This window comes from Thermus tenuipuniceus, from assembly GCF_002964845.1.
GTDB lineage: Bacteria > Deinococcota > Deinococci > Deinococcales > Thermaceae > Thermus > Thermus tenuipuniceus.
Map to the genome: position 1 here is coordinate 84,542 of NZ_KZ672956.1, position 23,615 is coordinate 108,156.

At 65.5% G+C, this 23,615-nt stretch carries 22 protein-coding genes; 12 read left to right on the plus strand and 10 right to left on the minus strand.

Going from position 1 to position 23,615, the window contains the following annotated elements:
* Nucleotides 1-43: 43 nt before the first annotated feature.
* On the plus strand, nt 44-1,357 hold the full coding sequence (gene trmFO / locus C2847_RS00445) for a methylenetetrahydrofolate--tRNA-(uracil(54)-C(5))-methyltransferase (FADH(2)-oxidizing) TrmFO (RefSeq protein WP_105316521.1): 1,314 nt from the start codon (nt 44-46) through the stop codon (nt 1,355-1,357).
* On the opposite strand, the gene C2847_RS00450 is transcribed toward trmFO, so the two are convergent.
* The 6 genes from C2847_RS00450 to uvrC are packed head-to-tail and all read right to left on the minus strand — an operon-like array spanning nt 1,334 to nt 8,689.
* A complete protein-coding gene (locus C2847_RS00450) occupies nt 1,334-2,818 on the minus strand; it encodes a Mur ligase family protein (RefSeq protein ID WP_105316522.1) in 1,485 nt (494 codons plus the stop codon). The genes trmFO and C2847_RS00450 overlap by 24 nt on opposite strands.
* On the minus strand, nt 2,815-3,423 hold the full coding sequence (locus C2847_RS00455; protein WP_105316523.1) for a deoxynucleoside kinase: 609 nt from the start codon (nt 3,421-3,423) through the stop codon (nt 2,815-2,817). The genes C2847_RS00450 and C2847_RS00455 overlap by 4 nt, the downstream gene beginning before the upstream one ends.
* A 13-nt stretch (nt 3,424-3,436) precedes the next feature.
* The gene (locus C2847_RS00460; protein ID WP_105316524.1) at nt 3,437-4,045 is read right to left on the minus strand and encodes a deoxynucleoside kinase; all 609 of its coding nucleotides are present in this window, start codon (nt 4,043-4,045) and stop codon (nt 3,437-3,439) included.
* 20 nt (nt 4,046-4,065) lie between these two features.
* Complete coding sequence (locus C2847_RS00465) at nt 4,066-5,115, minus strand: S1C family serine protease (protein ID WP_105316525.1); 1,050 nt, start codon at nt 5,113-5,115, stop codon at nt 4,066-4,068.
* Nucleotides 5,116-5,119: 4 nt separating this feature from the next.
* Nucleotides 5,120-6,898, minus strand: a complete 1,779-nt coding sequence (locus C2847_RS00470) for an arginine--tRNA ligase (RefSeq protein ID WP_105316526.1) — start codon at nt 6,896-6,898, stop codon at nt 5,120-5,122.
* A gap of 12 nt (nt 6,899-6,910) precedes the next feature.
* Entirely contained in the window at nt 6,911-8,689 is a 1,779-nt protein-coding gene (uvrC, locus tag C2847_RS00475; RefSeq protein ID WP_164835589.1) for an excinuclease ABC subunit UvrC, read from the minus strand.
* Nucleotides 8,690-8,703: 14 nt separating this feature from the next.
* Between uvrC and C2847_RS00480 the strand changes: the two genes are divergently transcribed.
* Complete coding sequence (locus tag C2847_RS00480) at nt 8,704-9,666, plus strand: dipeptidase (RefSeq protein WP_105316528.1); 963 nt, start codon at nt 8,704-8,706, stop codon at nt 9,664-9,666.
* Here C2847_RS00480 and C2847_RS00485 read toward each other — a convergent pair.
* Nucleotides 9,649-10,053, minus strand: coding sequence for a PaaI family thioesterase (locus C2847_RS00485; RefSeq protein ID WP_105316529.1), 405 nt, complete (start codon nt 10,051-10,053; stop codon nt 9,649-9,651). The genes C2847_RS00480 and C2847_RS00485 overlap by 18 nt on opposite strands.
* 21 nt (nt 10,054-10,074) lie before the next feature.
* Between C2847_RS00485 and C2847_RS00490 the strand changes: the two genes are divergently transcribed.
* The 3 genes from C2847_RS00490 to C2847_RS00500 are packed head-to-tail and all read left to right on the plus strand — an operon-like array spanning nt 10,075 to nt 11,532.
* Nucleotides 10,075-10,707, plus strand: coding sequence for an alpha/beta fold hydrolase (locus C2847_RS00490; RefSeq protein WP_164835590.1), 633 nt, complete (start codon nt 10,075-10,077; stop codon nt 10,705-10,707).
* Nucleotides 10,704-11,069 (plus strand): alpha/beta fold hydrolase, encoded by a 366-nt coding sequence (locus tag C2847_RS00495; RefSeq protein WP_105316530.1) that lies wholly within the window; start codon nt 10,704-10,706, stop codon nt 11,067-11,069. The genes C2847_RS00490 and C2847_RS00495 overlap by 4 nt, the downstream gene beginning before the upstream one ends.
* Before the next feature lie 22 nt (nt 11,070-11,091).
* A complete protein-coding gene (locus C2847_RS00500; protein ID WP_105316531.1) occupies nt 11,092-11,532 on the plus strand; it encodes a hypothetical protein in 441 nt (146 codons plus the stop codon).
* A gap of 25 nt (nt 11,533-11,557) precedes the next feature.
* Here the strand turns inward: C2847_RS00500 and truD are convergent, their stop codons facing one another.
* Nucleotides 11,558-12,613, minus strand: a complete 1,056-nt coding sequence (gene truD, locus C2847_RS00505; RefSeq protein ID WP_105316532.1) for a tRNA pseudouridine(13) synthase TruD — start codon at nt 12,611-12,613, stop codon at nt 11,558-11,560.
* Nucleotides 12,614-12,627: 14 nt separating this feature from the next.
* Nucleotides 12,628-14,343, minus strand: coding sequence for a M3 family oligoendopeptidase (locus C2847_RS00510; protein WP_105316533.1), 1,716 nt, complete (start codon nt 14,341-14,343; stop codon nt 12,628-12,630).
* A 460-nt stretch (nt 14,344-14,803) separates the two neighbouring features.
* On the opposite strand from C2847_RS00510, the gene C2847_RS00515 reads away from it, so the two are divergent.
* The 6 genes from C2847_RS00515 (at nt 14,804) to C2847_RS00540 (ending at nt 20,922) form a co-directional block, all read left to right on the plus strand.
* The gene (locus C2847_RS00515; RefSeq protein WP_244187323.1) at nt 14,804-15,757 is read left to right on the plus strand and encodes a hypothetical protein; all 954 of its coding nucleotides are present in this window, start codon (nt 14,804-14,806) and stop codon (nt 15,755-15,757) included.
* Nucleotides 15,758-16,304: 547 nt separating this feature from the next.
* Nucleotides 16,305-16,634: a hypothetical protein gene (locus C2847_RS12450; protein ID WP_244187324.1), complete on the plus strand. Its 330-nt coding sequence runs from the start codon at nt 16,305-16,307 to the stop codon at nt 16,632-16,634.
* A gap of 176 nt (nt 16,635-16,810) precedes the next feature.
* Nucleotides 16,811-17,485: a hypothetical protein gene (locus C2847_RS00525; protein ID WP_128415145.1), complete on the plus strand. Its 675-nt coding sequence runs from the start codon at nt 16,811-16,813 to the stop codon at nt 17,483-17,485.
* Nucleotides 17,486-17,487: 2 nt separating this feature from the next.
* A complete protein-coding gene (locus C2847_RS12225) occupies nt 17,488-18,462 on the plus strand; it encodes a hypothetical protein (protein ID WP_164835591.1) in 975 nt (324 codons plus the stop codon).
* Nucleotides 18,463-18,672: 210 nt separating this feature from the next.
* Entirely contained in the window at nt 18,673-19,119 is a 447-nt protein-coding gene (locus C2847_RS00535) for a YbjN domain-containing protein (protein ID WP_128415146.1), read from the plus strand.
* A gap of 15 nt (nt 19,120-19,134) precedes the next feature.
* On the plus strand, nt 19,135-20,922 hold the full coding sequence (locus C2847_RS00540; RefSeq protein WP_105316538.1) for a ribonuclease catalytic domain-containing protein: 1,788 nt from the start codon (nt 19,135-19,137) through the stop codon (nt 20,920-20,922).
* Nucleotides 20,923-20,926: 4 nt separating this feature from the next.
* On the opposite strand, the gene C2847_RS00545 is transcribed toward C2847_RS00540, so the two are convergent.
* Nucleotides 20,927-22,417, minus strand: coding sequence for an NADP-dependent isocitrate dehydrogenase (locus C2847_RS00545; protein ID WP_105316539.1), 1,491 nt, complete (start codon nt 22,415-22,417; stop codon nt 20,927-20,929).
* A gap of 54 nt (nt 22,418-22,471) precedes the next feature.
* On the opposite strand from C2847_RS00545, the gene C2847_RS00550 reads away from it, so the two are divergent.
* Nucleotides 22,472-23,587, plus strand: coding sequence for an NAD(P)/FAD-dependent oxidoreductase (locus C2847_RS00550; protein ID WP_105316540.1), 1,116 nt, complete (start codon nt 22,472-22,474; stop codon nt 23,585-23,587).
* Nucleotides 23,588-23,615: the final 28 nt, after the last annotated feature.

Consider the following 23,615-nt stretch of genomic DNA (forward strand, 5'->3'; position numbering starts at 1 on the left):
CTCGCCCTTTTCCCAAACCAGCCCGGGTGGTACCATCTAAAGGATGGAACGGGTGACGGTGGTGGGTGGAGGCCTGGCGGGCAGCGAGGCCGCCTGGACCCTGGCGCGGCTTGGGGTTCCCGTGCGCCTTTATGAGATGCGCCCCAAGCGCATGACCCCGGCCCACGCCACAGAAAAGCTGGCGGAGATCGTCTGTTCCAACTCCTTGGGGGGCGAGGGGTCCGCCAACGCCAAGGGGCTATTGCAGGCGGAGATGCGCCGGGCGGGAAGCCTGGTCATGGAGGCAGCCTTCAGGGCCCGGGTGCCCGCGGGAGGGGCCTTGGCCGTGGACCGGGAGGAGTTCAGCCAGTACATCACGGAGAGGCTTTCCCGGCACCCTCTGGTGGAGGTGGTGCGGGAGGAGGTGCAGGAGATCCCCGGGGGCCTGGCCATCCTGGCCACGGGTCCCCTTACCTCCGACGCCCTCTCCCAGGCCATACGGCGCCGCTTTGGCGACCACTTCCTGAGCTACTTTGATGCGGCAAGCCCCATCGTCCTTTACGAGAGCATCGACCTGGAAAAGTGCTTCCGCGCCGGGCGCTACGGGCAGGAGGCGGACTACCTCAACTGCCCCCTGACCGAGGAGGAGTACCGGCGGTTCTACCAGGCCCTCCTCGAGGCGGAGGAGCACACCCCCCACGAGTGGGAGAAGCGGGAGTTTTTTGAGGCCTGCGTGCCCGTGGAGGAGCTGGCCCGAAGGGGCTACCAAACCCTCCTCTTTGGCCCCATGAAGCCCGTGGGGCTCAAGGACCCAAGGACCGGCAAGGAACCCTTCGCCGTGGTGCAGCTTCGCCAGGAGGACAAGGCGGGGCGGATGTGGAGCCTGGTGGGGTTCCAGACCGGTCTTAAGTGGCCCGAGCAAAGGCGGCTCATCCAGATGATCCCGGGCCTGGAAAACGCCGAGATCGTGCGCTACGGGGTGATGCACCGGAACACCTACCTAAACGCTCCCCTCCTACTCCGGGATACCCTGGAGTTTAAGGAGCAGGAAGGGCTTTTCGCCGCGGGGGTGCTGGCCGGGGTGGAGGGCTACCTGGAAAGCGCCGCCACAGGATTCCTGGCAGGCCTGAACGCCGCCCGGCGCTACCAGGGGTTAAAACCCGTGGCCCCGCCGGAGGAGAGCATGCTGGGGGGGCTGGTCCGCTTCCTGGCCACCGCCAACCCCCAGGGCTTCCAGCCCATGTACGCCAACTGGGGGCTGCTCCCTCCGGTGGAGGGAAGGATGGCCAAGAAGGAGAAGCGGGAAGCCATGTACCATAGGGGGCTTAGGGCCTTTGAGGAATGGGTGGCCTCCCTAGGGAGGCTCGCCTCCGCCTAGGCCCAGGGCCTTAAGGCCCTCCAGGGCCACCGCCTTCTCGTCCCAGGGCAGGGCCAAAGTGCCCCTTTCCAAGGTGCGCTCGTGCCCCTTGCCGGCAAGGAGCACGGTATCCCCTTCCTGGGCCTCGGAAAGGGCGCGGAAGATGGCTTCCTTGCGGTCGGGGATGAGCTCGAAAAGGCCCCCCTCCTCCCTGGCGGCCTTGGCCAGGGCCTCGAGGATGGCCTGGAGGTCCTCCGTGCGGTGGTCCTCCTCGGTGAAAAAGGTCTTGTCGGCAAGCCTTGCCGCCACCCGTCCGACATCCTCCCGCCTCCTCGGGTCCCGTTCCCCGGCAGCCCCCACCACCAGAAGAAGCCTTCCCCGGGTGGTGGCCCGCAAGGTCTGTAGGGCCTCCTCCAGGCTTTTTCCCGTGTGGGCGAAGTCGATGACCACCCGGAAGGGCTTTCTCCGCACCACCTCCATCCGCCCCGGCACCCCCCTAAAGGTGGCGAGGCCCTGAAGCACCTTTTCCAGGGAAAATCCATAGGCCAAGGCGGCGGCGCTAGCGGCCAGGGCGTTATCCAGGTTGTACCTCCCCAGCATGGGCAAAAAGGCTTCCCCCGAGCCCCAGGGGGTATGCAGGGTAAAGCGGAGGCCCTCCTCCCCTTCCCGCAAGCCCTCCCCCCACACCTCCCCACCCAGTCCGAAGAGAAGATGGGGCCTGAGAAGAAGGCGCTTCAGATGGGGCAGTCGGGTGTTTAAAACAGCGAGGTGGGAGCGCTCCACCAAAAGGGCCTTGGCGGCAAAGTAGGCCTCGGCGGAGCCGTGCAGGTCCAGGTGGTCGTCGGGGTAGAAGCTCACGAAGATCCCGATGCGATAGGTAAGCCCTTCCACCCGCTTCAGGGCCAGGGCGTGGCTGGAAACCTCCAGCACCGCAGCCTCCAGCCCCCTCTCCACGGCTTCCCGCAAAAACCCGTACACCTCGGGGGCCTCGGGGGTGGTGAAATGGCCGAGGTTAGGGCGGGCCTCCTCTCCTAGGCGGAGGCCCACGGTGGAAAGGAGGGCGGCGGGTTTTTCGCTGGCTTGCAGGAGGTGGTGAAGGAGGCTTGCCGTGGTGCTCTTCCCCTTGGAACCGGTGATGCCCAAGAGGGCCAGTTTCTGGTCGGGTTCGCCGAAGAAATGGCGGGCCAGGCGGGCCAAGGCCTCCCGGGCGTCCCCCACCCGCAGGTAGGGCACGGGAAGGCTTAACTCCCTTTCCCCCACCACGGCGATGGCCCCCTTGGCCAAGGCTTCGGGGATAAAGTCGTGCCCGTCCAAGGGCTTGCGGTGGGGAAGGGGCACCCCGGGCACGGCCACGAAGACATAACCGGGTTTCACCCGCCTCGAGTCCAGGGTGAGGCCTAAGACCCTAAGGGACGGGGCCTTGTTGCTTCCCGAAGGGAACACCGGGAGGCCAAAGGGGGCGAAGAGTTCCTCGAGGGTCATGGCTGGATCCACAGGCGGAGGGCGGCAAGAAGGCTATCGCGGTCCTCCGCCTTTTCCACGAAGTCTATCCGGTCCGCCTCCACCACGTACACGGGGGAGAGGTCCCAGGAGGCGATGAGTTCCTCGTAGAGGGCGTTGAGCCCGAGAAGGTAGCGGTCGGGGAGGTTTTGCTCAAAGGGCCTTCCCCGCTTTTTTATCCGCTTCCTTAGGGTGGGGAGGCTTGCCCGGAGGTAGATGAGAAGATCGGGCTTCCTAAGGGCTGGGGACACGCTCTGGAAGAGGTCCAGGTAGGTCCGCCAGTCCCGCTCCTTCAAGTGGCCTTCCCGGTAAAGGTTCTGGGCGAAGACCAGGGCGTCCTCATAGACCGTGCGGTCCTGGACCACGGCCCTCGCCCCGTTCACCTCCAGAAGGTGCTGGCGCACCCTTCTCGCCAGGAAGAAGACCTGGGAGTGGAAGGCGTAGGCCCCCATATCCCGGTAGAAGTCCTCCAGGTAGGGGTTTTCGCTCACCGCCTCGTACACCGGCTTCAGCCCGAAGGCCTCTGAGAGCAAGGCGGTGAGGGAGCTCTTGCCGCTACCGATGTTGCCGGCGATGGCCAGATACATGCTGGACCCTTCTTTAGGCGGTCCTGCCGTCCTGGGCAAGGTGGGTCTTCACCAGGGCCACCACCCGGTCTTGGTCGGGGCCGGGTTGGCTGTAGTCCAGCTGGTCCGCCTCGAGGACCAAGAGGGGATGGGCGTAGCGGGTAAAGTGGCGCTCGTAGGCTTCGGAGAGGGCCTCGAGGTAGGCGGGGTCCATCCCCTCCTCAAAGGGTCTACCCCGTTTCCGGATGCGTTCCAATAGCACTGGCACCGGGGCCCTGAGGTAGACCGTGAGGTCGGGCGGGGGGAGCTTCAGGGAAAGCTCCCGGTAAAGGTCCAAGTAAAGGTCCCACTCGGGGCCCTCCAGGTTGAGGCTCGCGAAGATGGCGTCCTTGTCAAAAAGGTAGTCGGCCACCACCCCGCCGAAGAGGGGTCTTTCCCGAAGGCGGGAAAGCTGCCGGTAGCGGGAAAGGAGGAAGAAGACCTGGGTCTTGAAGGCGTAGCGCTTTCGGTCCTGGTAGAAAAGGGGCAGGAAGGGATTTTCCTCCACCACCTCCAGAAGGGGCTCGGCCCCAAACCTTTGCGCAAGGAGCCGGGCCAGGGTGGTTTTACCTGCGCCGATGGGGCCTTCTATGGCGATGTACACGCTTACCTCCGCAAGGTAGCCTAACGGCTGGCAGGCCGGGCCACCATGGTGAGGGTGACCTCGAGCCTCCGTCCTTCCCGCCAAAGCGTTAGCCGCACCCGGTCCCCAGGGCGGTAGCGGGCGATGAGGCGGACCACCTCCGCCTTGCCCTTGACCGCTTTGCCGTTCACCGCCAGGATCACATCCCCAAGGGCGAGAAGCCTCCCCTGGGCGTCCCGCTGGGCTCCCCTTAGGCCGGCCCGGGCTGCGGGGCTTCCGGGGTCCACCCGGTCCACCATGGCCCCCTGGGTGGTGGTGAGGCCCACCGCCCTGAGGAGCACCGGCGGAAGTTCATCCAGGCTGACCAGGCTGGCCCCCAGCCAGCCCCGCTGGGGGATGCCGAACCGCTCCAGGTCCTGTACGCTTTGGGCCACCATATCCGCCGGGATGGCCACCCCGATTCCTCCCACCCCCGAGGGTCCTCCCACCACGTCCGCCACCACTCCCACCACCTCCCCTTGCAGGTTCAGAAGGGGGCTTCCCGAGTTGCCCACGGTGAGGGGGGCATCGGTGAAGAGGTATTCCCCCACCTCGGCTCCCACGCTGGGGTCGGGGGAGGGAACCTCGAGGGGGCCTATGCCGGAGAGGATCCCGTAGGAGGCCAGGGGTCCCTGGCCGAAGGGAAACCCCGTCAGCACTACCCCCATGCCCAAGGGAAGGCTGGTGCTGGGGGTCTTGCTAAAGGCCAGCACCCGGGGAGCCTGGAGGCCGCGTACCGTGAGAAGGGCGATATCGATCCCGGGGTCCACGGCGAAGCGCTCCGCGGGGAAGGTGCGTCCGTCCGCCAGGCGCACGGTGAGGTCGGCCAAGTCTTGGACCACGTGGTAGTTGGTGACCACCCGGAAGGGACTCACGAAGAACCCCGTACCCACCACCTGGTTCTCCCCAGGGGCGGTGGGGGAGCCCTGGACCCGGACCACGGCGGGCAGGGCCTTTTGGATCACTTGGTTTCGGGCTACCTCCTCGGGGGAGACCAGGCGCTGGCCCAGGGCCAAGAGGGAAAGGAGGAGGACGGCGAGGACGAGGCGCATGCCCTTACATTACCTCAGGGGCGGGGATGCCCAGGAGGGAAAGCCCCGTCTTCAGGGTTTCTTGCAAGCTCCTCACCAGGCCGAGGCGGAGTTCCCTCAGGCCCGGGGGTGCCGTGAGCACCGGGGTGGCGGGCCTCCCGTCCTCCTTGGCGTTGTAGTAGGCGTTCCAGCTGGCGGAAAGGTCCAGCAGGTACTGGGCTAGAACATGGGGGGTCTTCTCCTCAGCAGCTTCCAGCACCGCTTCCTCAAAGTCCAGTAGAGCCAGGGCCAGTTCCCGCTCGTACGGGGTGGCCTGGGCTAGGTCGATCTCCCCCCCCTCCCCGGCCTTGCGCAGGATGCTGTGGGCCCTGGCGTGGGCGTACTGGACGTAGGGGCCCGTATCCCCTTCAAAGGAAAGGGCCTCGGCGTAGCGGAAATCGATCTGTTTCCTGGGCTCGGTCTTCACCATGGCAAAGCGGATGGCCCCCAGGGCCACCATCCTGGCCGCCTCCTCCTTGGCGGGGTGGTCGGGGTTTTTCTCCTCTATCACGGCAAGGGCCCGCTTTTCCGCTTCCTCCAGGACCTCATCCACGCTCACCACCAGGCCCTTGCGCCCGGACATCTGCTTGCCTTCCAGCAGTACGGTTTCATAGGCCAGGTGGAAGGCACCCTCCGCCAACTCGGGGTGCCCCGCCAGGGCCAAGGCCGCCCGCACCAGGGCCTGGGGGTGGCTTTGGCGCACGTCGATGACGTTGATGGTTTCCCGGGCCCTGGGGGTGTAGGGTTCCCCCTCGGGGGCGCTGGTTCTCAGGGTTGGGTAGTAGGGGTTCTCGTAGGGCTGGAAGTACAACCCCTCCAAAAGGCCCATCTTCCAGAACTGGAAGGCGATGTCCTTGGCGTAGTAGGTGGCGGCTCCCCCGGAGCGCACCAGGACGAAGTAGGGGTCTTCCAGCCCGGGGATGAAGGGGCTTGCGTCCATGACCAAGGCCCCCGCATACTTGCCCTCCGTAAAGCGGAAGACGTGGGGACTCTGCTCCAGGATCTTCAGGGCCTTTTCCAGAAGCCCCGCCCGAACGATGTCGGATTCCCAGACCAGAAGGTCGTAATGAGCGTTCAGGGCCTTCATGGTGGCCATCTGGGCCAGGAGGATGCGGTTGACATCTTCCCTAAGCTCCCCCCGCTCCAGGGCGTGAAGGATTTCCTCTATGCCCCCCTGCAGGTTGGGGTACTCGGGATCCTGATGAAGGCGCACGTAGGCCTTGCCGGCGAAGTGGTCGTACTTCTCCTTCCCGTCCCAGGGGAGGCCGTAGTGCCTTAGGGCGAAAAGGGTTTCCGCCGCCTGGCGGCCCGTGTCGTCAATGTAGTTCAGGACCAGGACCCTCCGCCCCGCATAGTCCAGGATGCGGGCCAGGCTGTCCCCGAGGGCGATATTCCGCAGGTGGCCCACGTGGAGCTCCTTGTTGGGGTTCACCGAGGTGTGCTCGATGAGCACCAGGCCTTCCCTCTTGGGAAAAGGCTCCTTAGGCCTCAGGGCCTCCTTTAGGAGATCATCCGTGCGGATGCGGAAGTTCAGGTATCCCCCCACGGGGATAACTTCCTCCACGAAAAGAGGAAGGTCCAGGCGGGCCTTGAGCTCCTCGGCGATAACCTGGGGGGGTTTTCGTAGCTCCTTGGCCAAGGCGAAGAGGGGAACCCCGTAGTCCCCAGGCTTGTCCTTGGGGGCCTTGGCCACCTTGAGACGGAGGTCCAGCCCCATCTCCTTGAGGGCTTGGTGAATGGCCTCTTCCAGGGCGCGGCGCACCATCAGGGGGTTATCTTACCCCAGGGCCCCTTCCAAAGCGGCCTTCAGGGCCTCCGCCGCCTTGCGGTTCATCCCGGGGAGGCTGGCCAGCTCTTCCAAGGGCGCTTCCTTGAGGGCTTTGAGCCCCCCGTAGCGCTCCAGGAGGAGGCGTTTGCGGGTTTCCCCAATGCCGGGGATGCCCTTTAGCACCTGGAAAAGCTCCTGGCTCCTTCGCTTTTGGTGGTAGCGGAGCCCGTTTTGGTGGGCCTCGTCCCGAAGGTGGATGAGGAGCTGAAGGGCAGGGTGGGTTAGGGGCAGGCGGATCTCCCGGCCCTCTTGGGTGATGAGGACCTCCTCCTTCTTGGCCAGGCCCACCAGGGGGAGGCTCAGGCCGGCTCTTTCCAAAGCCCGGGCTGCCGCCCGCACCTGGCCGAGCCCGCCATCGATCAGGAGGAGATCGGGGAGGGGCAGGTCCTTTAGGCTTCCCGTGAAGCGCCGGTATACCCCCTCCTCCATGGCAGCGTAGTCGTCGTTTCCCGCCTTCAGGCGCATCCTGCGGTACTCCGCCCTCTTGGGCCTACCCCCCTCCAGGACGGCCATGGAAAAGACCCGGGCCTCCCCCTGGAGGTGGCTTACGTCGTACCCCTCGAGGCGATAGGGCCTTTGGGATAGCCCCAGGATCTCCTGGAGGGCCTTTAGGGCGGGGTGGTCCCCCCGCCTTTCCCTTTGCTTGAGCTCAGTTTCCAGGGCCAGGCGGGCGTTCTTCTCCGCCAGCTCAAGAAGCCTTACCTTCTCCCCCTTTTTGGGCACCCTTAGCTCCACCCTCCGCCCGGCGCGGCGGTGAAGGAGGGCTGCTAGGCTTTCCAGGTCCTCCAGGGGGAAGGGCAGCAGGATCAGGGGGGGTAGGGGGGAAGCCTCCAGGTAGTGGTCCCGCAGGAAGGCCCAGAGGATTTCCTCGGGGCTCGCTTCCTCCTTTTCCACCACCCGGCTGATGCGGCCCAGGATCCGCCCTGAGCGCACCTGGTAGAGCTGCACCACCGCCAAAGGCCCTGCCTGGGCCAAGCCCAGGAAGTCCAGATCCCCCATCTCCGGGTCAAAGGCTTGCTGGGCGGTGGAGAAGAAGGCCCTTAGGGCCTCCATCTGGTCGCGGAGCTCCGCGGCCCGTTCAAACTCCAGCCTCTTGGCCGCCTCGCGCATCTTGGTCTCTAACTCCTTGAGGAGCCCGTCCACCTTTCCCTCCAGCACCGCCTCCACCTGGCGCACCACCTCCCCATAGGCCTTGGGGTCCGCCAGGCCCACACAAGGGGCCAGGCAGCGGCCCATGCTGTGGTTCAGGCAGGGGTAGCGCCTTCGCTTCATGGGGTAGCCCGAGTTCTTGCGCAAGGAGAAAAGGCGGTCGATCAGGGTCTTGATGCGCCTGAGGGCGCCCGCCTCGGGGAAAGGCCCATAGTACTTGGCCCCGTCCGCCTCCACCCGGCGCACCACCAGGAGGGTGGGGAAGGGTTCCTGGGTGAGCTTTAAGAAGGGGTAGTGCTTGTCGTCCTTGAGGAGGACGTTGTAGGGGGGGCGGTGGGCCTTGATGAGGTTGGCCTCGAGGAGGAGGGCCTCCACCTCGTCCCGGGTGGCGATGAAGTCCAGGGCGGTGGCTTCCTGGGCGATGCGGGCTGCCTTGCCCTCCGCATGGAAGTAGCTCCGCACCCGGGCCCTCAGGTTCTTGGCCTTGCCCACGTAGAGGACCTCTTCCCCCTGCTTCCAGAGGTAGACCCCGGGGGTTTCCGGGAGGGGAGGCAGCTCGGAAGGCCGCACGCCCTTCATTGTAGAGTTTGGCCATGGACGCCGTCATGGTGGACGCTCACCTGGACCTGGCCTGGAACGCTAGGGCCCTAGGGCGGGACCTCACCCTCCCCTTGGACCGCCTCCGGGAGGTGGATCCCCATCCCGAAACCCCCTTGGTGACCCTGGAAAGCCTTAGGGAGGCCAGGGTGGCGGTGGCCTTCGCCACCTTGTTCGTGGATCCCAGGGAAGGGGGCCTCGAGGACTGGCAGGAGGAGGTGTACGCCCAACTGGCCCTCTACGAGGCCTGGGAGGCCAAGGGATGGGTGAGGATCCTCCGTCACGGAAGGGATCTGAAGGCGCACCTCCCCCGCCACCGGGAGGACCGCATCCCGGGCCTGGTGCTTCTCCTGGAAGGCGCCCATGCCCTCGCCTCCCCTGAGGAGTTGGCTCCTTTGCGGCAAAGGGGCCTCAGGATGCTTTCCCTTACCTGGGCCACCCGGAATGCCTACGCGGGGGGCAACGCCGAGGAGGCTCCCCTGACCGACTTGGGAAAAGCCCTTTTGCGGGAAATGGAGGGCCTGGGAATGGCCCTGGACCTCTCCCACCTGGCGGAGGAGGCGGCTTGGCAGGCCCTCGAGGCCTTCTCGGGCCCGGTGTGCGCCACCCATGCCAACGCCCGGGCCCTGGTGCCTTCCCCCCGCCACCTCTCCGACCGCCTCCTGGAGGCCTTGGGGGAGCGGGGTGGGGTCTTGGGCCTGGTGCCCTTCAACGCCTTCTTGGACCCCGGCTGGAAGCGGGGCGATCCCAGGCTTCCCCTCGAGGTCTTTTTCCGCCACAAGGCCCATGCCGAAGCCATCCTGGGCCCCACGGGGGTGGGCCTGGGCACGGACTGGGATGGGGGATTCGGCCTCGAGGCGGTTCCCCTGGGGCTGGACCGCCACCGAGACCTTTGGTCCTTAGGGGACGAGGCGTTCCTGGGGGAGAACTGGCTTCGCTGGCTACGTTCCTGGTTCTAGGGGCACCACCGCCAGGGTGCACCGGCTGGCCGCCACCAGTTTTTCCTCCTCGTCGTAGACCTTGACCTCCCACACCTGGGTGGTGCGGCCCACGTGCAGGGGCCTGCCCACGGCCCGGATGGTGCCCTGGCTTTTCCTGCGGATGTGGTTGCAGTTGATCTCCAGGCCGAAGGCGGCGTGCCCCGGCGGGCAGTTGAAGAATCCCCCCACGCTGGCCACGCTTTCCGCCAGGGCCACCGTGGCTCCCCCGTGGAGGAAGCCAAAGGGCTGGTGCACCCTGGGGGTCACCTCCAGCTCGGCCACCACCTCCTCCTTTTCCAGCTTCAGGTAGCGCACCCCTAAGGTGGCGTCCAGGGTTTCCCGGCTTGCAAGGAGGTCCCCTTCCATGCCCCAGAGTATAAAGGGGGTGTGGGCGAGATACGCCTCTTTCCCGGGTTGTTGGCGCCTCCTGCGGGTCTGGACGCCTTTCAGGATCTGCCCTCGGAGGAGGGGCTTCACCTTGTCGCTTTTGCGGAAGGGGCCCTTGCCGCCTTAAGGGCTGCCTTCCAGGAAGGGGCGAGGAGCCTGGTGCTCCTTTCCCCCATCCTGCGGCGGGACGCGCTCCTTTCCGCGAAGCTTGCCGCTCTGCGCTTGGGCCTCGAGACCCAGGGGGTGGAGGGGTTCGCCCAGGTGGGCCGGGCCCTTTTCTTCGGGCCGAAGGCGGTGGCCAGCGAGGAGATCTTCGCCGCCTGGCAGGAGGGCCTTTCCCAGGCGAGGGTGCGCTCCTGGCTGGACCTTGTGCAGGGGCTTGCCGACGAGCGCCGCTGGCTTAGGGGAACGGAGGCCCGGGTCCTGGTGGTCCAGGGGGCCTGGGATGCCTTCACCCCTCCCTTTTACGGCAAGGAGGTGGCGGACTTCGCCAAGGGGGAGGCCTTGCGCTTCAGCGTGGAGGAGGCGGGGCATCTGGTTCCCTGGGAGGCCCCGGAGGAGGTCTTGGACCTGGTGGCGGATTTCCTCAGCGGTGAGGCCTTTCGTCCCTTGCCCGGAGGCCTGGCCCTATGAGGCGGACCGGGTACCTCCACCTCTACGGGTTGAACCTGGTCTTTGACCGGGTGGGGAGGGGGCCTGCGGTCCTCCTTCTGGCGGAGGAGGCGGACATGTGGCCGGAGGAGCTTCCCCAGGGCTACACCTTCTACCTCCTGGACCTGCCCGGCTACGGCCGCACCGGAGGGCCCTCCATGGCCCCGGAGGAGCTCGCTGAGTACGTGGTGGGCTTTCTGGTCATGCTCAACCTGGGTTCCCCTCCCATCCTGGTCCGGGGAGTAGGTGAGGCGGTGGGTGAAGTGCTTAGGGATAGGGGGTATAAGGTGTTCTCTGGAGCTTACCTAGGGGAAAGCTTGCAAAGGGTCATGGATATGGGGTAGCATGCACAGGGGAGGTATTGGTATGCGGAGGATTCTGGGTGTTTTGGTGGTGGCCTTCGGCCTAGGTTTGGCGCAGTTTTCGGTGGAGAACTTAAAGCCCTCCCTGGCGGTGGTGGGGGGCACCCAGGGTTTTGGCCTCGAGGCCTCCTGGCACTGCCAGCTCTTCCAGCCCCCTGTGGGGGAAGTGCGGCCGGCTTTGGATCTCGCCTATAACGTGAACGGAAACTGGAACGGGGCCTTCCTCTTCCGCTACCTCTACCCCTTGGCCGAGGGGCTAAAGGGCGGGGTGGGGCTTGGGGTGGCCATCCCTGGCTTCCTGTTCAGCAACACCAGCCTTTACTTCCGGGCGGATGCCGAGTACGACCTGAAGGCTACCTTGGGAGCGCCCCTTTTCCTGGGTGGGGACCTGGGTGTGGCTGCCGGCAAGCTGGCGGCCCAGCTCAAGGTGGGCTACCGCTTCTAGGGACTACCCAAGGCTGGGGGAGGGTTTAGCCCTCCCCCAGGGTTTCTTCCTCTTCCGGAGCATCCACCTCCACCTTCATCACCTCCCTTAGGAGGCTGGTGGCGTAGCTGCCCTTGGGCAGGAAGAAGGTTAGCCAAAGCCCTTCTGGGGTTTCCTCCAGGGTCCACTCCGTAAGGGGGATGCGGATGGGCCTCCTTGCCCCCCGGCGGGCGTGGAACTCCTCCCGCTTCAGGTCATAGCGGGCCAGGATCTCGTCCTCGAGGGCCCTGGCCTCCCCTTGGGCCTCCGGGTACTTTTTGCCGAAGAGGGGCCCGGTGGCGCTGATTTCCAGCCTTAAAGCCCTTTCCGCCTCCTCCTCCCGTTCCACCAGAAACTCCCCCCCGGTGGCGTGCTTCTTGGCCCAGTCCCCGGGGATGACCCGGTTGTAAAGCCCCCTTTCCATCCTTAGGGCCACCCAGTCGTTGAAGAGAAGGCTTTGCAGGCTTCCAATCAGGAAGCGCTTAAGCCAGGGGTTTCCCCTTCCCTTACCCTTCTTCACCAGCTGGTAGCCCTTTACCGGGTTCTGCCCCCCGAGGCCAAAGCGCTGGGGGCCGTAGTAGTTGGGAATGCCCTTGGCCTTTAGGACCTCCAGGATGGCCCGGGCCTTCTCCCCATCCTGGGCCCCGCGAATGAGAATGCGGAAGCGGTTTCCCTTGAGGTGGCCCGTGCGCAGCTTGTTGGTGTGCAGGTTGGCTTCCAGAAGCCGAGTTCCCTTAAGGTTTTCCAGCAAGCAGAAGGCATCCTCGTGTTTGCGGGGGATGGAGAACCATTGGCGGGTTTTGGCGCGCTTGTCCTTTAGCCCGGCTACCCCGATCTCCTTTTCCGGCACCCCCACCTCGTCCCGCAGAAACTCCACCACCTGGCGGGTGGTTAGGCCTTCCTTCTCCAGGAGGAAGTAGAGGTGTTCCCCTTCCCCGCTGGGCAGGTAGGCGGGCACCTCCTCCACCTGGAAGTCCTGGGGAAGGAGGCGGATCGTACCCCCCACGCCGGGAAGGTCCTGGGTGAGGTAGGGGTAGCGCTCGGGGCGAAAGACGAGGTCCATCCCCTTATTGTCCCCTAGGGGAGGGCCTCAAGCCAAGACTCCAGGACGCCAAAGCCGTAGCGGAAGAAGGCTTCCGAGGCTAGGTCCACCCCGGCCCTGGCCAGGATTTCCTTGGGGCTTTGGCTTTCCCCCGCCTCGAGGACCTCCAGGTACCTGGGCACGAAGGCCTTGCCCTCCTCCCGGTACTTGCCGTAGAGGGCCAGGACCACCAGGTAGCCCAGGGCGTAGCTGTAGGTGTAGAAGCGGTAGTGGACGAAGTGGGGAATGCCGGCCCAGGCCGCTTGGTCCAGCTCCGTCCACTCCACGGCATCCCCGTAAAGCCTCGCTTGCTCCTCCTGCCAGATCCCGTGGAAGGCCTCAGGGGAAAGGGCGGCTTCCCGGCGGGCCTCGAGGCTCCGCCTTTCAAAGAAGGTGTACATCACCTGGCGGAAGAGGGTGTTTACCGCGTCCTCCACCCTTTCTGCCAGAAGGAGGGTCCTTTCCTCCTCGGAAAGCTTTTCCAGGAGAAGGTCGTCCAGAAGGATCTCCGCGAAGACGCTGGCGGTTTCCGCCAGGGGGGTGGAGGCCCCGAAGTTCAGGAGACGTTGCTTCCTGGCCAGGTAGAAGTGCACCCCGTGCCCAAGCTCGTGGGCCAGGGTGTGGGCGGCGTCCAGGTCGTCCGTGTGGTTGAGGAAGACGTAGGGGTGGGTGGAGGGAAGCCCCCCACTGCAGAAGGCCCCACCCCGCTTGCCGGGGCGGGGGTAGACATCGATCCAGCGCTTCTCAAAGAACTCCCGGGCGATCCTTTCCACCTCGGGGGAGAAGCGGCGGAAGGCCTCCAGGACCAGCGCCCTGGCCTCCTCGAAGGGCACTTTGGGCTTTTCCCGGGTGAGGGGGGCGAGGAGGTCGGGGCTCGCCACTTTTTTCCCGCCCAAGCGCTGGGCCTTCCAGCGATAATAGGCCTCCACCAGGCCGTAGTGGGCCTGGGTGGCCTCCAGGAGAGCCTCTATGTCCCGCACCTCCACCTCGTCCCGGAGGGCCACGGGCTCGAGGGGGTGGCGGTAACCCCTCAGATCCAGGTCCTGCAGGTAGTCCAGGTAGACCGCGTTGAAGACGGCGCCTAGGGTGGGGGCCTCGGCCAGGAGCTTGCCGTAAAGCTCCCGGTGGGCCTCCCGGCGCACCCCAGGGTCGGGGTCCCGCCTGAGGGCCTGCACCTCCATCTCCGTAAGTTCCCTTTCCTCCACCCGGAAGCGGAAGCGGCCCGTGTACTCCGTGTAGAACTGGCCCCAGGCGCTCCTGCCCACCAGGCCCTTCAGGTTTAGGAGTTCCTCCTCCCGCTCGGAGAGGGTGTGGGGGGCGTAGGCCCTTTGCCTTTCCAGGAAGTGGCGGAAGTCGGCGAGGCCGGGGTGGTCCAGGAGGGCCTGAAAGGCTTCCTCGGGGAGCTTGCGCAGGGTCACCTCCAGGGGCAAGAGGCGGTTTCGCACCTCGGTGTAGCGGTTCCGTATCCGGTCCAGAAGGGCTTTCGCCACCGGGTCCTGGGTGCGGGTGGCGAAGAAGAGCGAGGCATAGTTCAAGGGCTTGTAGGCCTTTTCCAGGGCCCGCTCATAGCGGCGGAAGAGGTCTTCCGCCCGCTTGGGGTCCAGGAGGTCCTTGGGGTCCAGCTCCTCCGCCAGGTGCGAGGCTTCGGCTAGGTCCCCTTCCAGGTCTGGGCTCTCGGGGCCCGAGTAGAGGTCAGAAAGGTCCCACTCCACGCCGCCCACTATACCGCCCCCCGTTTAAGGGATACGTAAGGTCTTGTTCCTATCCTGAAGGGTGAGGTGGGGGGTGAAGGGAAGGGGTAGGTCGGTTGCCCCGCCCTTGGGTTTGAATCCGGGGTGGGGTTCTGGGTGCAGGTATGGGAACAGCTGAGCGGAAGAGGGGGCTTTCAAAGGGGGCAAGGCCATGAAAAATAGAATTTATATCAAAAAAGTGGCGGGACTTTTAGCCACACTGGCTTGGGTGTGGGCGCAAATGGGCCCGCCTGGTTTTCCTGCAGTGCCAGGAGGTAGCCCTCAGATGCCAGGCATGGGGGGGCAAGTGTACCAGAACCCAGCTTTGGGTATGTCGTTCTCTATCCCCCACGGGTTCCAGCTGGCACAAGAGGTGCCCTTCCCGGGTGGTCTAACGGTGGTATTTCTGCATTCCGCGGGGGCAGAACTGTATGCCACCTCCATGGACCTAGTTCAGCCCATGGATCTCCAGGGGTTCCACCAGTTCAACCTCCAGCGCTTGGCCCAGCAAGACCAGGGCTTGCGGCAACAGGGGATCCAAGTGCAACGGCAACCCCTTTCCGGCCTTTCCCTGGGCGGCAGGCCTGCCATGGGGGTGCTGAGCCAGATCCTTTTCCAGGGGCAAAGCTACACGGACCTTTCCGTTTACACCGTGCAGGGTGGCCGGGCGTACGGCTTTCAGCTCACCGCTCCTGCTCAAGTTTTTCCCCAAGTTCAACCCCTTTTCCAGCAACTGTTAGCCCAGGTGCAGTTGATGGGGATGGGTGGGGGCTTTTCCCCGACCCCTCCGGGGATGCCTGAGTCCCCACCCCGTGGTCCCAGCCCGCCCGGGTTACCCGGTTACCCTAGTCCTGGGCCGGGCCAGCCGGGGCCTTTACCCCCGTATCCGGGTCTGCCTTCCCAGCCCGCACCCCCTGGCGGGGCGGCCCAGGTGCCTTCCCTCCCCCAAGGACAAGCGGCTTTTACCCCTCCAGCCAACCGGGTGGTGGAGCTCAGGTACAATAAGGAGGTAGGGGATGGCAAGCGGTTCGCCGTGGTCCTAGGGGGGCTCCACTACCGCATCGAGCCCGCGGGAGCTGGCCGTTGGCGGGTGACCGAAGTGGTGAAGGACGCAGAGGGACAAACGCAGGCAACCTTTCTTTTGGATGGATTAGGACTTCAAGGAGGGAGGGAGGTGCTTCTGCCACCCGTGTGGCACACGGGTAGAACGGAAATAGGGGGCAATAGGTTTACCCGCACCCTTCAAGGCAATCTGGTTCTCTACCGCTTCCAGGACAACCAACGACGGATAGAGTTGGCTTACCGTCAAGACGGTTGGCTGGCCTATTTCGTATACTGCGACTTTAGCACGCAACGCAATCCCTGCACCCGCTACGCCTTGAAGGAGGTTCGCTAGGAATCCGAGGTGAACCATGAAGGGGTTCCGCTGGACTGGCTGGTTTGGGGGGCTGTGGCTTCTTTGGGCCCTGGCCCAACAGATTGTTTACCCCCCGGACTTCGGGCCCTACGAGGCCTTGCGGCAGAAAGCCCATGCGCAGTGCCAGGCTTACCAAGCCCAGGGGGCAGATGCCTATTTGCTGTGCTTGCAGCAGGTCTCGGTGGCCATGTGCATGGGGCCTACCGCTCCGAGGATGGACTTTATGACGGGGGTTGCTTGCGGTTTGGCTGCTTCCGCGGGATACCCTCAGCCCGGAAGGGCTGTGCTGACAAAACCCTCCTACCGTGTGGAGTTGGCGGCTGGGATCCATAGGGAGCGGGACCCGAGAACTGGCCAGATTATCCGCGAGATTCCCGAATCTCCTGCTCCTCGGCTCTTGTTTACCTTGGAGCGAACTCCCCAAGGCCCTTACATGGGGACATGGTATACCCCTGAGGGACGGGCTGCTGAAAAGAGGTGGGTTAGTCCCGCCTGTGAGCTGCTGGGGGGCGATGGGCGTCCGGCTATGGATCTGACGCGGTGCCCTGTCTTTTCCCAAAAGTCCTACTTGCTCGATCTCCTGCCATCGCCCATGGCGGGTTTGCCTCCCAGTGCGAGGTACTTTAAGGCCGGGCGCCTGGCGGATGACTTTGATGGGGATGGGATAGTGGAAAACGGTTACATGACCACCGGGGGTTCGGGCGGACGCCAGTTTGACTCGGGTTATGTGGAGGCCGTGGGCTATGACCCGAAGACTGGCCTGCTGAAGTATGGGTACTCCATGTTGGTGAGGGAGTCGCAAAACCCGTACACCACTTTTATTCTCGAAGCTTTTGCGTTCTACCGGGTGAGGTGAGGCATGGGGGTTCTCGCTTATCCTCCTTGGCAAAAGCGGGCAGCCTTTGTGCGGCTAAGTGCCCGTGCACGAAGGGTGCTCCATTGGCAAAAGCAGAAGCGGCTTGCCCGTGGTCTTTTTGGGGCTCCCCCCCCNTTTGACTGGTTGCAGGTTCTGTGGCCGAGGGGGAATAGGTGGTGGCGCTGCTCCTTGGGATCTTTGCCCTTTTCCTGGGGCTTTCCCTCTACACTTCTGCCCTGGGGCCCCTTTTGCGCTCGGTATTCCAGGTGGTTTTAGAGCCGGAGGGGATTCGGGTGGCCGGAAGGCTTTACCCGAAGGATCGTTTGGCGTGGGCGGAGGGGCCCTTTCCTGGGGGAGGCACCGAGGCCCAGTGGCAGAGGTTGATGCAAGTGGGCCGCTTGTCCACAGGCCCCCTTTTCCACCTGGTCGTGGGAGGGGAAAGAGTGCCCCTTTGGCTGGATCTTCCGGGCTGGGACCGGATGCTGACCCACATGGGTGTGGATTGGAAGGAGCAACCGGGCCTGGTGCGGTACCTCCACTCGGTGCGCGGTCTGGCCTGGTTGAACGGGCTTTTATACCCTCCCGCGGAGGTGGGGGAGGAGTGGGAAAGGGCTCGCAGGCGCTACCAAAGGCTTTTTGCCTGGCTCTGGATCGGGGTGGGGATGGCGGGAGCGGCCTTTAGCCTCGAGGGCCAGCTTCCCGAAAGCGCTAGCCTTGTCCTTCTCGGGGTGGGGGTGGCCCTCGGCGGCTATGCCTTCCTCGCCCTTTTCGGCGGAAAGTCTCCCCGGGACGGTTGGGCCGAGGCATACAACCCCTTCAGGCAAAAGGAGGCCGGGGGAATAAGGGAGTAGGTATGGCAGCGGAAGGACAGGACATCCAGGAAAGACCAAAGGTGAAGCTTCTTTGGCCGCGCACGGGACGGGACTGGCTTCTTCTCCTTTTGGCCACGGTCCTGGTGTTGGGCATCGTGGGGAACCTCCTTCCCGAGGGGCCTAAGGAGGTGCAGGTGGGCCAGGTGCGCCTAAAGGTGCCCCAGGGGTGGGAGGCCAAGGAGGTCCAGGGGGGTTGGGCCCTTTTGAGCCCCTTGGAGGGCCCTAGGGACACCTTCCGAGAAAACCTGACCCTTTTAGTGGAGCCCCTTCCCCAGCCCATAAACGCCTTCCAGTACGCCCAGGTGGTGGCCTGGAGGAACGCCCAAGGGGTGGAAGGGTTCACCCCAGGGCCGGTCCAGGCGGTGCCCTTGGGTGGGACGGAGGCGGTGGCCTTTGCCGGGCGCGGTCGGCATGGGGGAAGGGCCCTGGAGTTTTGGGTCTGGGCTTTCGTGGTGGGCCAGGAGGGGTATCAGCTCACCCTCACGGGGGAGGTGGGCAAGCTGGCCCAGGTGCGCCCCCAGGTGGAGGGCGTCCTGGCTTCCCTGGAGGTGGGGGGAGGTGTGCCGGGGGCCTGGCCCGGGGCGGGTCCAGGGGTCGGGCAGGGGTATCCCCCTTTGCCCAGTGGGCCTGCCGCGCCTGGGGGGACCCCCATGGGTGGGGAATCCTCCTTACCCGCTCCTGGAGGGAGTGTTTCCGAACCTTACGGGTACGGTCCCGGGGACGTTTCAGGAGGAGAGTCCCCCCCGGACCTTTCTGGCGGGGGTTGGGGCGCCTCGGGTGGCTTTGACGAGAGCCTGCAAGAGCATCGGGACTTTAACACCTGGATGGCCGAGGAGTGGAGCCAGCTGCTTTCTGGAGAAACGCCAGAGCCCACCCACCAGGACGAGGCGGGGAACCTGTATTGGGAGGGTCCCTCGGGTCTTCTTCACGAGTGGGGGGACTACGGTGGGGAGTAAGGGGGGTTTCTGGCCTACGGGCCTTGGCAAAGGCGGGGGCCTTCCCTCCGGTTTCGGGCCGTTCCTCCGGCTTGCCATGCGGACTTGGCTTCCGCCTTGCGTTCGCCCTCGAGGGCGGTTCCGCCAAGGGGGCGTGGGGGGCGGTTGCATCCCAGGGAGCGGTTTTCCGGGGTGGACGGGCCCTTTGGAAGCGGCGGCCTTGGTGGCTACATGCGGCTCCTTTGGGTGATAGCGGTGGTCCTGTCGGGATGGGGCCTGGGACAAGACCTGATCAAAGACGTGTCCCCGATGGAGGTGGAAGCCATCCTAAAGGATATGGGGGTGCCTTTCGCTAGGAAAGGTGATTACCGTTTCCGGCTGGAGCTCAGCGGTTTGGAGCCGGTCTGGCTGGAGCTGGACGGGTGTGAAAAGGGGAGGTGTAGCATCCTCGCCCTTTCGGCAGGGTTTGCGAAGAAGGTCCGCCTCGAGGAGCTCAACGAATGGAACAGAGGCCGCCGCTTTAGCCGGGCCTATCTGGACAAAGAGGGGGATCCCTGGGTGGAGTGGGAGCTGGACCTCGCCGGTGGGGTGACCAGGGAGACGTTGAGGAGGTTTTTCCGCATGTTCTCCCAGGCGGTGCTCCCCCTTTTCATAGAGCACATCGGATTTGAACCCTAGGGTATCCTTGGGGGCGTGGCTGCGCTGGTGGTGTACAAGGGCAGGCCCGCCTTGGCGGAAGAGAAAGGGGATAGGCTGGAACTCACCCTTCCCGGAGGGGAACGGGTCAGGGTGCGCCCCAAGGATGTCCTTTGGCTTCATCCAGGACCGGCTTTCCTGGACCTAAAGGTGCCCGAAGGGGAGGAGGAGGCTGCTTGGGAGCTCCTCCAGGGCCAGGCGGTGAGCCTGAGGGAGCTGGCCGAACTGGTCTACGGCGCCTATACGCCCGGGGCGGCGTACGGGGCCTACCTCCTGGCCCAAAAGGGGGAGCGGTTTGTCCTCGAGGGGGAGAGGGTACGGGCCCGCACCCCGGAGGGGCTTGCCGCCCTAGAGCGGGCCCGGCGGGAGCGGGAGGAACGGGAGCGGGTCTTTCAGGAGGCAGTGGGGAGGCTCAAGGAGGGCAGGTGGCTCCCCGAGGACCGCCCCCTCCTGGCCGAGGCCGAGGCCCTGGCCTTTGGGGAACGGCGGGAGAGCCGCCTGGTGCGGGCCTTGGCCCTCCCGGAAACCCCAGAGGCTGCCCACGCCCTCCTCCTGCGCCTCGGCCTCTGGCGATGGGAAAACCCGCATCCCCGGAGGCTCGGGCTCCCCCTTGCCCCTCCCGATCTGCCCCTGCCCCCCCTGCCGGAGGAGGAGCGGCGGGACCTAACCTCCCTCCCGGCTTTCGCCGTGGACGACGAGGGGAGCCAGGACCCGGACGATGCTGTCTATGCCGAGCAGGTGCCGGGGGGCTTCCACCTCCTGGTCCACGTGGCGGACGTGGCCGCCTTGGTGCCCTCGGGGAGCCCTCTGGATCTGGAGGCCCTCCGCCGCGGGGCCAACCTGTACCTACCCGAGGGCACGGTGCCCATGCTGCCCCAGGCCGTCACCGAGCGCCTGGGCCTTGGCCTTCAGGAGGTTTCCCCTGCCCTCACCTTTGAGCTTTGGGTTTCCGAGGAGGGGGAGCTTCTGGAGGAGCGGCTTTACCCCTCCTGGGTGCGGGTGCGAAGGCTCACCTACCGGGAGGCCCTAGAGGAGCCCGCCCTGGAGCCCCTGGCCGCCCTGGCCCAGGCCTTTCACCGGAAGCGCCTTTCCCAGGGGGCCTTGGACCTCAGCCTTCCCGAGGTAAAGGTGCGCCTGGAGGAAGGGCGGGTGCACCTTACCCCCCTATTCCCTTACGAGAGCCGCCTCTGGGTGCGGGAGGCCATGCTCCTGGCGGGCTACGCTGCCGCCCACCTGGCCCTCAGGGAGGGCCTGCCCTTCCCCTACGCCACCCAGGAGGCGCCAAGCCGCAGGGTGGAGGGTGAGGGCCTTGCCGCCATGTGGGAGCAGCGGAAGGCCCTCAAAAGGGCCCAGCTCAAGGCGGTGCCTGCGCCCCACAAGGGCCTGGGTCTTCCCTTGTACGCTCAGGTGACGAGCCCCTTGCGGCGCTACCTGGACCTGGTGGCCCACCAGCAGCTAAGGGCTTGGTTGAAAGGGGAGAGGCCCCTTTCCCAGGAGGAGCTCTTGCAGCGGGTGGGGGCGGCGGAGGCCATGGCCGATCTGGTGCGGGAGGCGGAGCGCAGGAGCAAGCTCCACTGGATCCTGGTTTACCTGATGGAGAAGGGGTACGAGGGAAGGGGAATCCTGGTTGAGAAAAGGGGAGGGCAGGGGATTTTCCTCCTGCCGGAGCTGGGCCTGACTGCCCAGGTGGCCCTCAGCAAGCCCCTGCCCCTGGATGCTGAGGTCCGCCTCCGTTTTCTGGAGGCGGACCTCCCTCGCCTCGAGGCCCGCTTCGGGATGACCTAAGGCCTCAGTTTTCCCCTTGGGCCTTGGTGAAACCGGGCTCCCCGTCAAACTCCTGGAGCTTTTCCAGGTGCATCCAGCGAAGTTGGGAGCCCACCCGGCCCACCAGCTCCAGGATCTCCCCGTCGCTGGGTTCCCCTTCCCCGGTGTAGAGGAAGCGGCAGCGGTGGTGATCCACCAGGTCGGTGAGCCCCCCGGTGGGGGGGTAGACCTGGGTGCCGCGGTTGGAGATCATCTTGAGGCGGAAGGGGAGGCCTTGGGCGAGCTCCTCCAGGAGGTGGCCCAGGGGCTCGGGGTAGAGCTCGCTCTCCACGAAGACGTCCACCCCCACCACCCGGCGGCTCTTGGGTCGCACCGCCACCGGGTCCGGGGTGTAGGGGGGCAGGCGGATGGGCCGGTAGTCCCGCACCTTGGCGGTCTTGGGCCGTTGGCCCAGGTTGGCGATGATGGCCTCGGCGTACTCCGTGGTCTTGGCTCCCCGGTCGTAGCCCACCACGTCCCCGGTGAGGACCTTGCCCTCCTCGAGGGTGTAGAGGATGGCGTTCTCGATGAGGTCGGCGACGGCGAACTCCTCCAGGTAGCGGAGCATCATCACCGCGGAGAGCAGGACCGCGGTGGGGTTGATGACGTTCTTACCCGCGTACTTGGGGGCGGAGCCGTGGACCGCCTCGAAGATGGCCACCTCGTGGCCGATGTTGGCCGAGGGGGCGAAGCCCAGGCCCCCGATGAGCCCCGAGGTGAGGTCGGAGAGGATGTCCCCGTTCATGTTGGTGGTGACAATCACCTCGAACTGCTCGGGGCGCTTCACCAGCTGGTGGGCGGTGTTGTCCACGATGATGTGGTGGGCTTCGATGTCCGGGTACTCCCGCGCCACCTCCTCGAAGACCCGCTTCATGGTGCCCTCGGTGAACTTCATGATGTTGGACTTGGTGGCGCAGTGGACCTTCCTGCGCCCCTCGGAGCGGGCCAGCTCAAAGGCGAAGCGCAGGATCTTCTCTGCCCCTTTGCGGGAGATGAGCTTCAGAGTCTGAGCCACTCCCGGGGTCTGCATGTGCTCGATGGCCGCGTAGAGGTCCTCCACGTTCTCCCGCACCACCACCAGGTCGATCCCCCGGCCAGAATAGGGGGTGGGGACATTGGGGAACTCCCGCACCGGGCGGACGTTGGCGTAGGTTTCGAAGAGCTTGCGCAGGGTCACGTTGGCGCTCTTCTCCCCATAGCCTACCGGGGTCTCCAGGGGGCCCTTGAGGACCACCCGGGTTTTGCGCACCGATTCGATGGTCTCGGGGGGCACCCCGGACTCCAGGCCTCGCCGGAAGACCGCGGCCCCCGCTTCTCGCACCTCGTACTCCAGGGGGGCTTTGGCCGCCTCTAGGACCTTGAGGGTGGCCTCCACGCACTCGGGGCCGATCCCATCCCCGGGGATCACGGTGATGAGCTTTTTTCCCTCGGGGGTCAGGTACATCTTCTTCCCGCTTTCCGTGGTGATCAGGGACATTCCCCACCTCCTTGGGGGCCTTCCGGCCCTTCGCCCCAAGTTTACACTACACCCATGAGGCCGGATGTCCTGGTGGTGGGGGCGGGGATCGTGGGGGCAGCCTCGGCCTTCCGCTTGGCGGAAACGGGGCTAAAGGTCTTGGTCCTGGAGAAGGAGGCCGCCTTTGCTCAAGGGTCCACAGGAAGGAGCGCTGCCGGGGTCAGGGTGCAGTTCTCTGAGCCCTTGAACGTGCTTCTTTCCTACCATTCCATCCTGGAATACCAGAACATCCCCGAGGCTGCCTACCGGCCCATCGGCTACCTCTTCCTGGTACCCGAGGCTTTGAGGGAAGCCCAGGATGAAGCCTTGGCCACCCAGCGGGCCCTGGGGGTGCCTGTGGAGAAGCTCTCCCTCGGGGAGGCCCGTTCCCTCATCCCCTTCCGGGAGGAGGTCCTGGCCTACGCCACCTATGGCCCCATGGATGGGGTGATTGACCCCCATGGGGTTACCGCCTACTACCTTAGGGAGGCCAGGCGGCTCGGGGCGGAGGTGCGCTTTTCCGAGGCCCTGCGTTCCGCCCGCCGGGAAGGAGGGGTCTGGCGGGTAGAGACCCCAGGAGGGCGGTACGAAGCCCCTTTTCTTTTGCTCTGCACCGGGGCCTGGACGGGGGAGGTGGGGGAAAGGCTTGGCCTGGAGATCCCTATCTACCCCGTACGGCGCATGGTCTATGCCACGGCGCCCACTCCTTTTCCCCACGCCTTCCCCCTCACCATCGACCTGGCCACGGGTTTCTACCTGCGCTCGGAAGGCCCCAGGGTGCTCCTGGGCCGCTCCAACCCGCAGGAGCCCCCCGGGTTTTCCGAGGGCATGGACTGGGGCTGGCTTGGGCCCACCCTCGAGGCGGGCCTTTCCCGGTTTCCCTTTCTGGAAGGGCTTGCCCTGGACCGGAGGGCCAGCTGGTGGGGCTACTACGAGATGACCCCGGACGCCAACCCCATCCTGGGTTTTGTGGAGGAGGGGCTTCTGGTGGCGGCGGGCTTCTCTGGCCACGGGGTGCAGCAGGCGGCCATGGTGGGGAGGCTCATGGCGGAGGAGGTGGTCCATGGGGAGGCGAGGAGCCTGGACATAACCCCGTTCCGCTTGGATCGCTTCCGGCAGGGGCGTTTCCTGAAGGAGAAGGGGATCGTGTAGGCTAGGGGTGTCCTGCAAGGTAGCCTAC

Excerpts from the sequence above, each read along its gene's own strand:
- C2847_RS12225 (WP_164835591.1), top strand. The coding sequence starts at position 17,488 with ATGGCAGCGGAAGGACAGGACATCCAGGAAAGACCAAAGGTGAAGCTT.
- C2847_RS00485 (WP_105316529.1), bottom strand. The coding sequence starts at position 10,053 with ATGGAAGGGGACCTCCTTGCAAGCCGGGAAACCCTGGACGCCACCTTA.
- C2847_RS00465 (WP_105316525.1), bottom strand. The coding sequence starts at position 5,115 with ATGCGCCTCGTCCTCGCCGTCCTCCTCCTTTCCCTCTTGGCCCTGGGC.
- C2847_RS00535 (WP_128415146.1), top strand. The coding sequence starts at position 18,673 with ATGCGGCTCCTTTGGGTGATAGCGGTGGTCCTGTCGGGATGGGGCCTG.
- C2847_RS00455 (WP_105316523.1), bottom strand. The coding sequence starts at position 3,423 with ATGTATCTGGCCATCGCCGGCAACATCGGTAGCGGCAAGAGCTCCCTC.
- C2847_RS00545 (WP_105316539.1), bottom strand. The coding sequence starts at position 22,417 with ATGTCCCTGATCACCACGGAAAGCGGGAAGAAGATGTACCTGACCCCC.
- C2847_RS12450 (WP_244187324.1), top strand. The coding sequence starts at position 16,305 with ATGGATCTGACGCGGTGCCCTGTCTTTTCCCAAAAGTCCTACTTGCTC.
- C2847_RS00515 (WP_244187323.1), top strand. The coding sequence starts at position 14,804 with ATGGACCTAGTTCAGCCCATGGATCTCCAGGGGTTCCACCAGTTCAAC.
- C2847_RS00470 (WP_105316526.1), bottom strand. The coding sequence starts at position 6,898 with ATGGTGCGCCGCGCCCTGGAAGAGGCCATTCACCAAGCCCTCAAGGAG.
- truD (WP_105316532.1), bottom strand. The coding sequence starts at position 12,613 with ATGGACCTCGTCTTTCGCCCCGAGCGCTACCCCTACCTCACCCAGGAC.
- trmFO (WP_105316521.1), top strand. The coding sequence starts at position 44 with ATGGAACGGGTGACGGTGGTGGGTGGAGGCCTGGCGGGCAGCGAGGCC.
- C2847_RS00495 (WP_105316530.1), top strand. The coding sequence starts at position 10,704 with ATGAGGCGGACCGGGTACCTCCACCTCTACGGGTTGAACCTGGTCTTT.
- C2847_RS00450 (WP_105316522.1), bottom strand. The coding sequence starts at position 2,818 with ATGACCCTCGAGGAACTCTTCGCCCCCTTTGGCCTCCCGGTGTTCCCT.
- C2847_RS00500 (WP_105316531.1), top strand. The coding sequence starts at position 11,092 with ATGCGGAGGATTCTGGGTGTTTTGGTGGTGGCCTTCGGCCTAGGTTTG.
- uvrC (WP_164835589.1), bottom strand. The coding sequence starts at position 8,689 with ATGAAGGGCGTGCGGCCTTCCGAGCTGCCTCCCCTCCCGGAAACCCCC.
- C2847_RS00550 (WP_105316540.1), top strand. The coding sequence starts at position 22,472 with ATGAGGCCGGATGTCCTGGTGGTGGGGGCGGGGATCGTGGGGGCAGCC.
- C2847_RS00480 (WP_105316528.1), top strand. The coding sequence starts at position 8,704 with ATGGACGCCGTCATGGTGGACGCTCACCTGGACCTGGCCTGGAACGCT.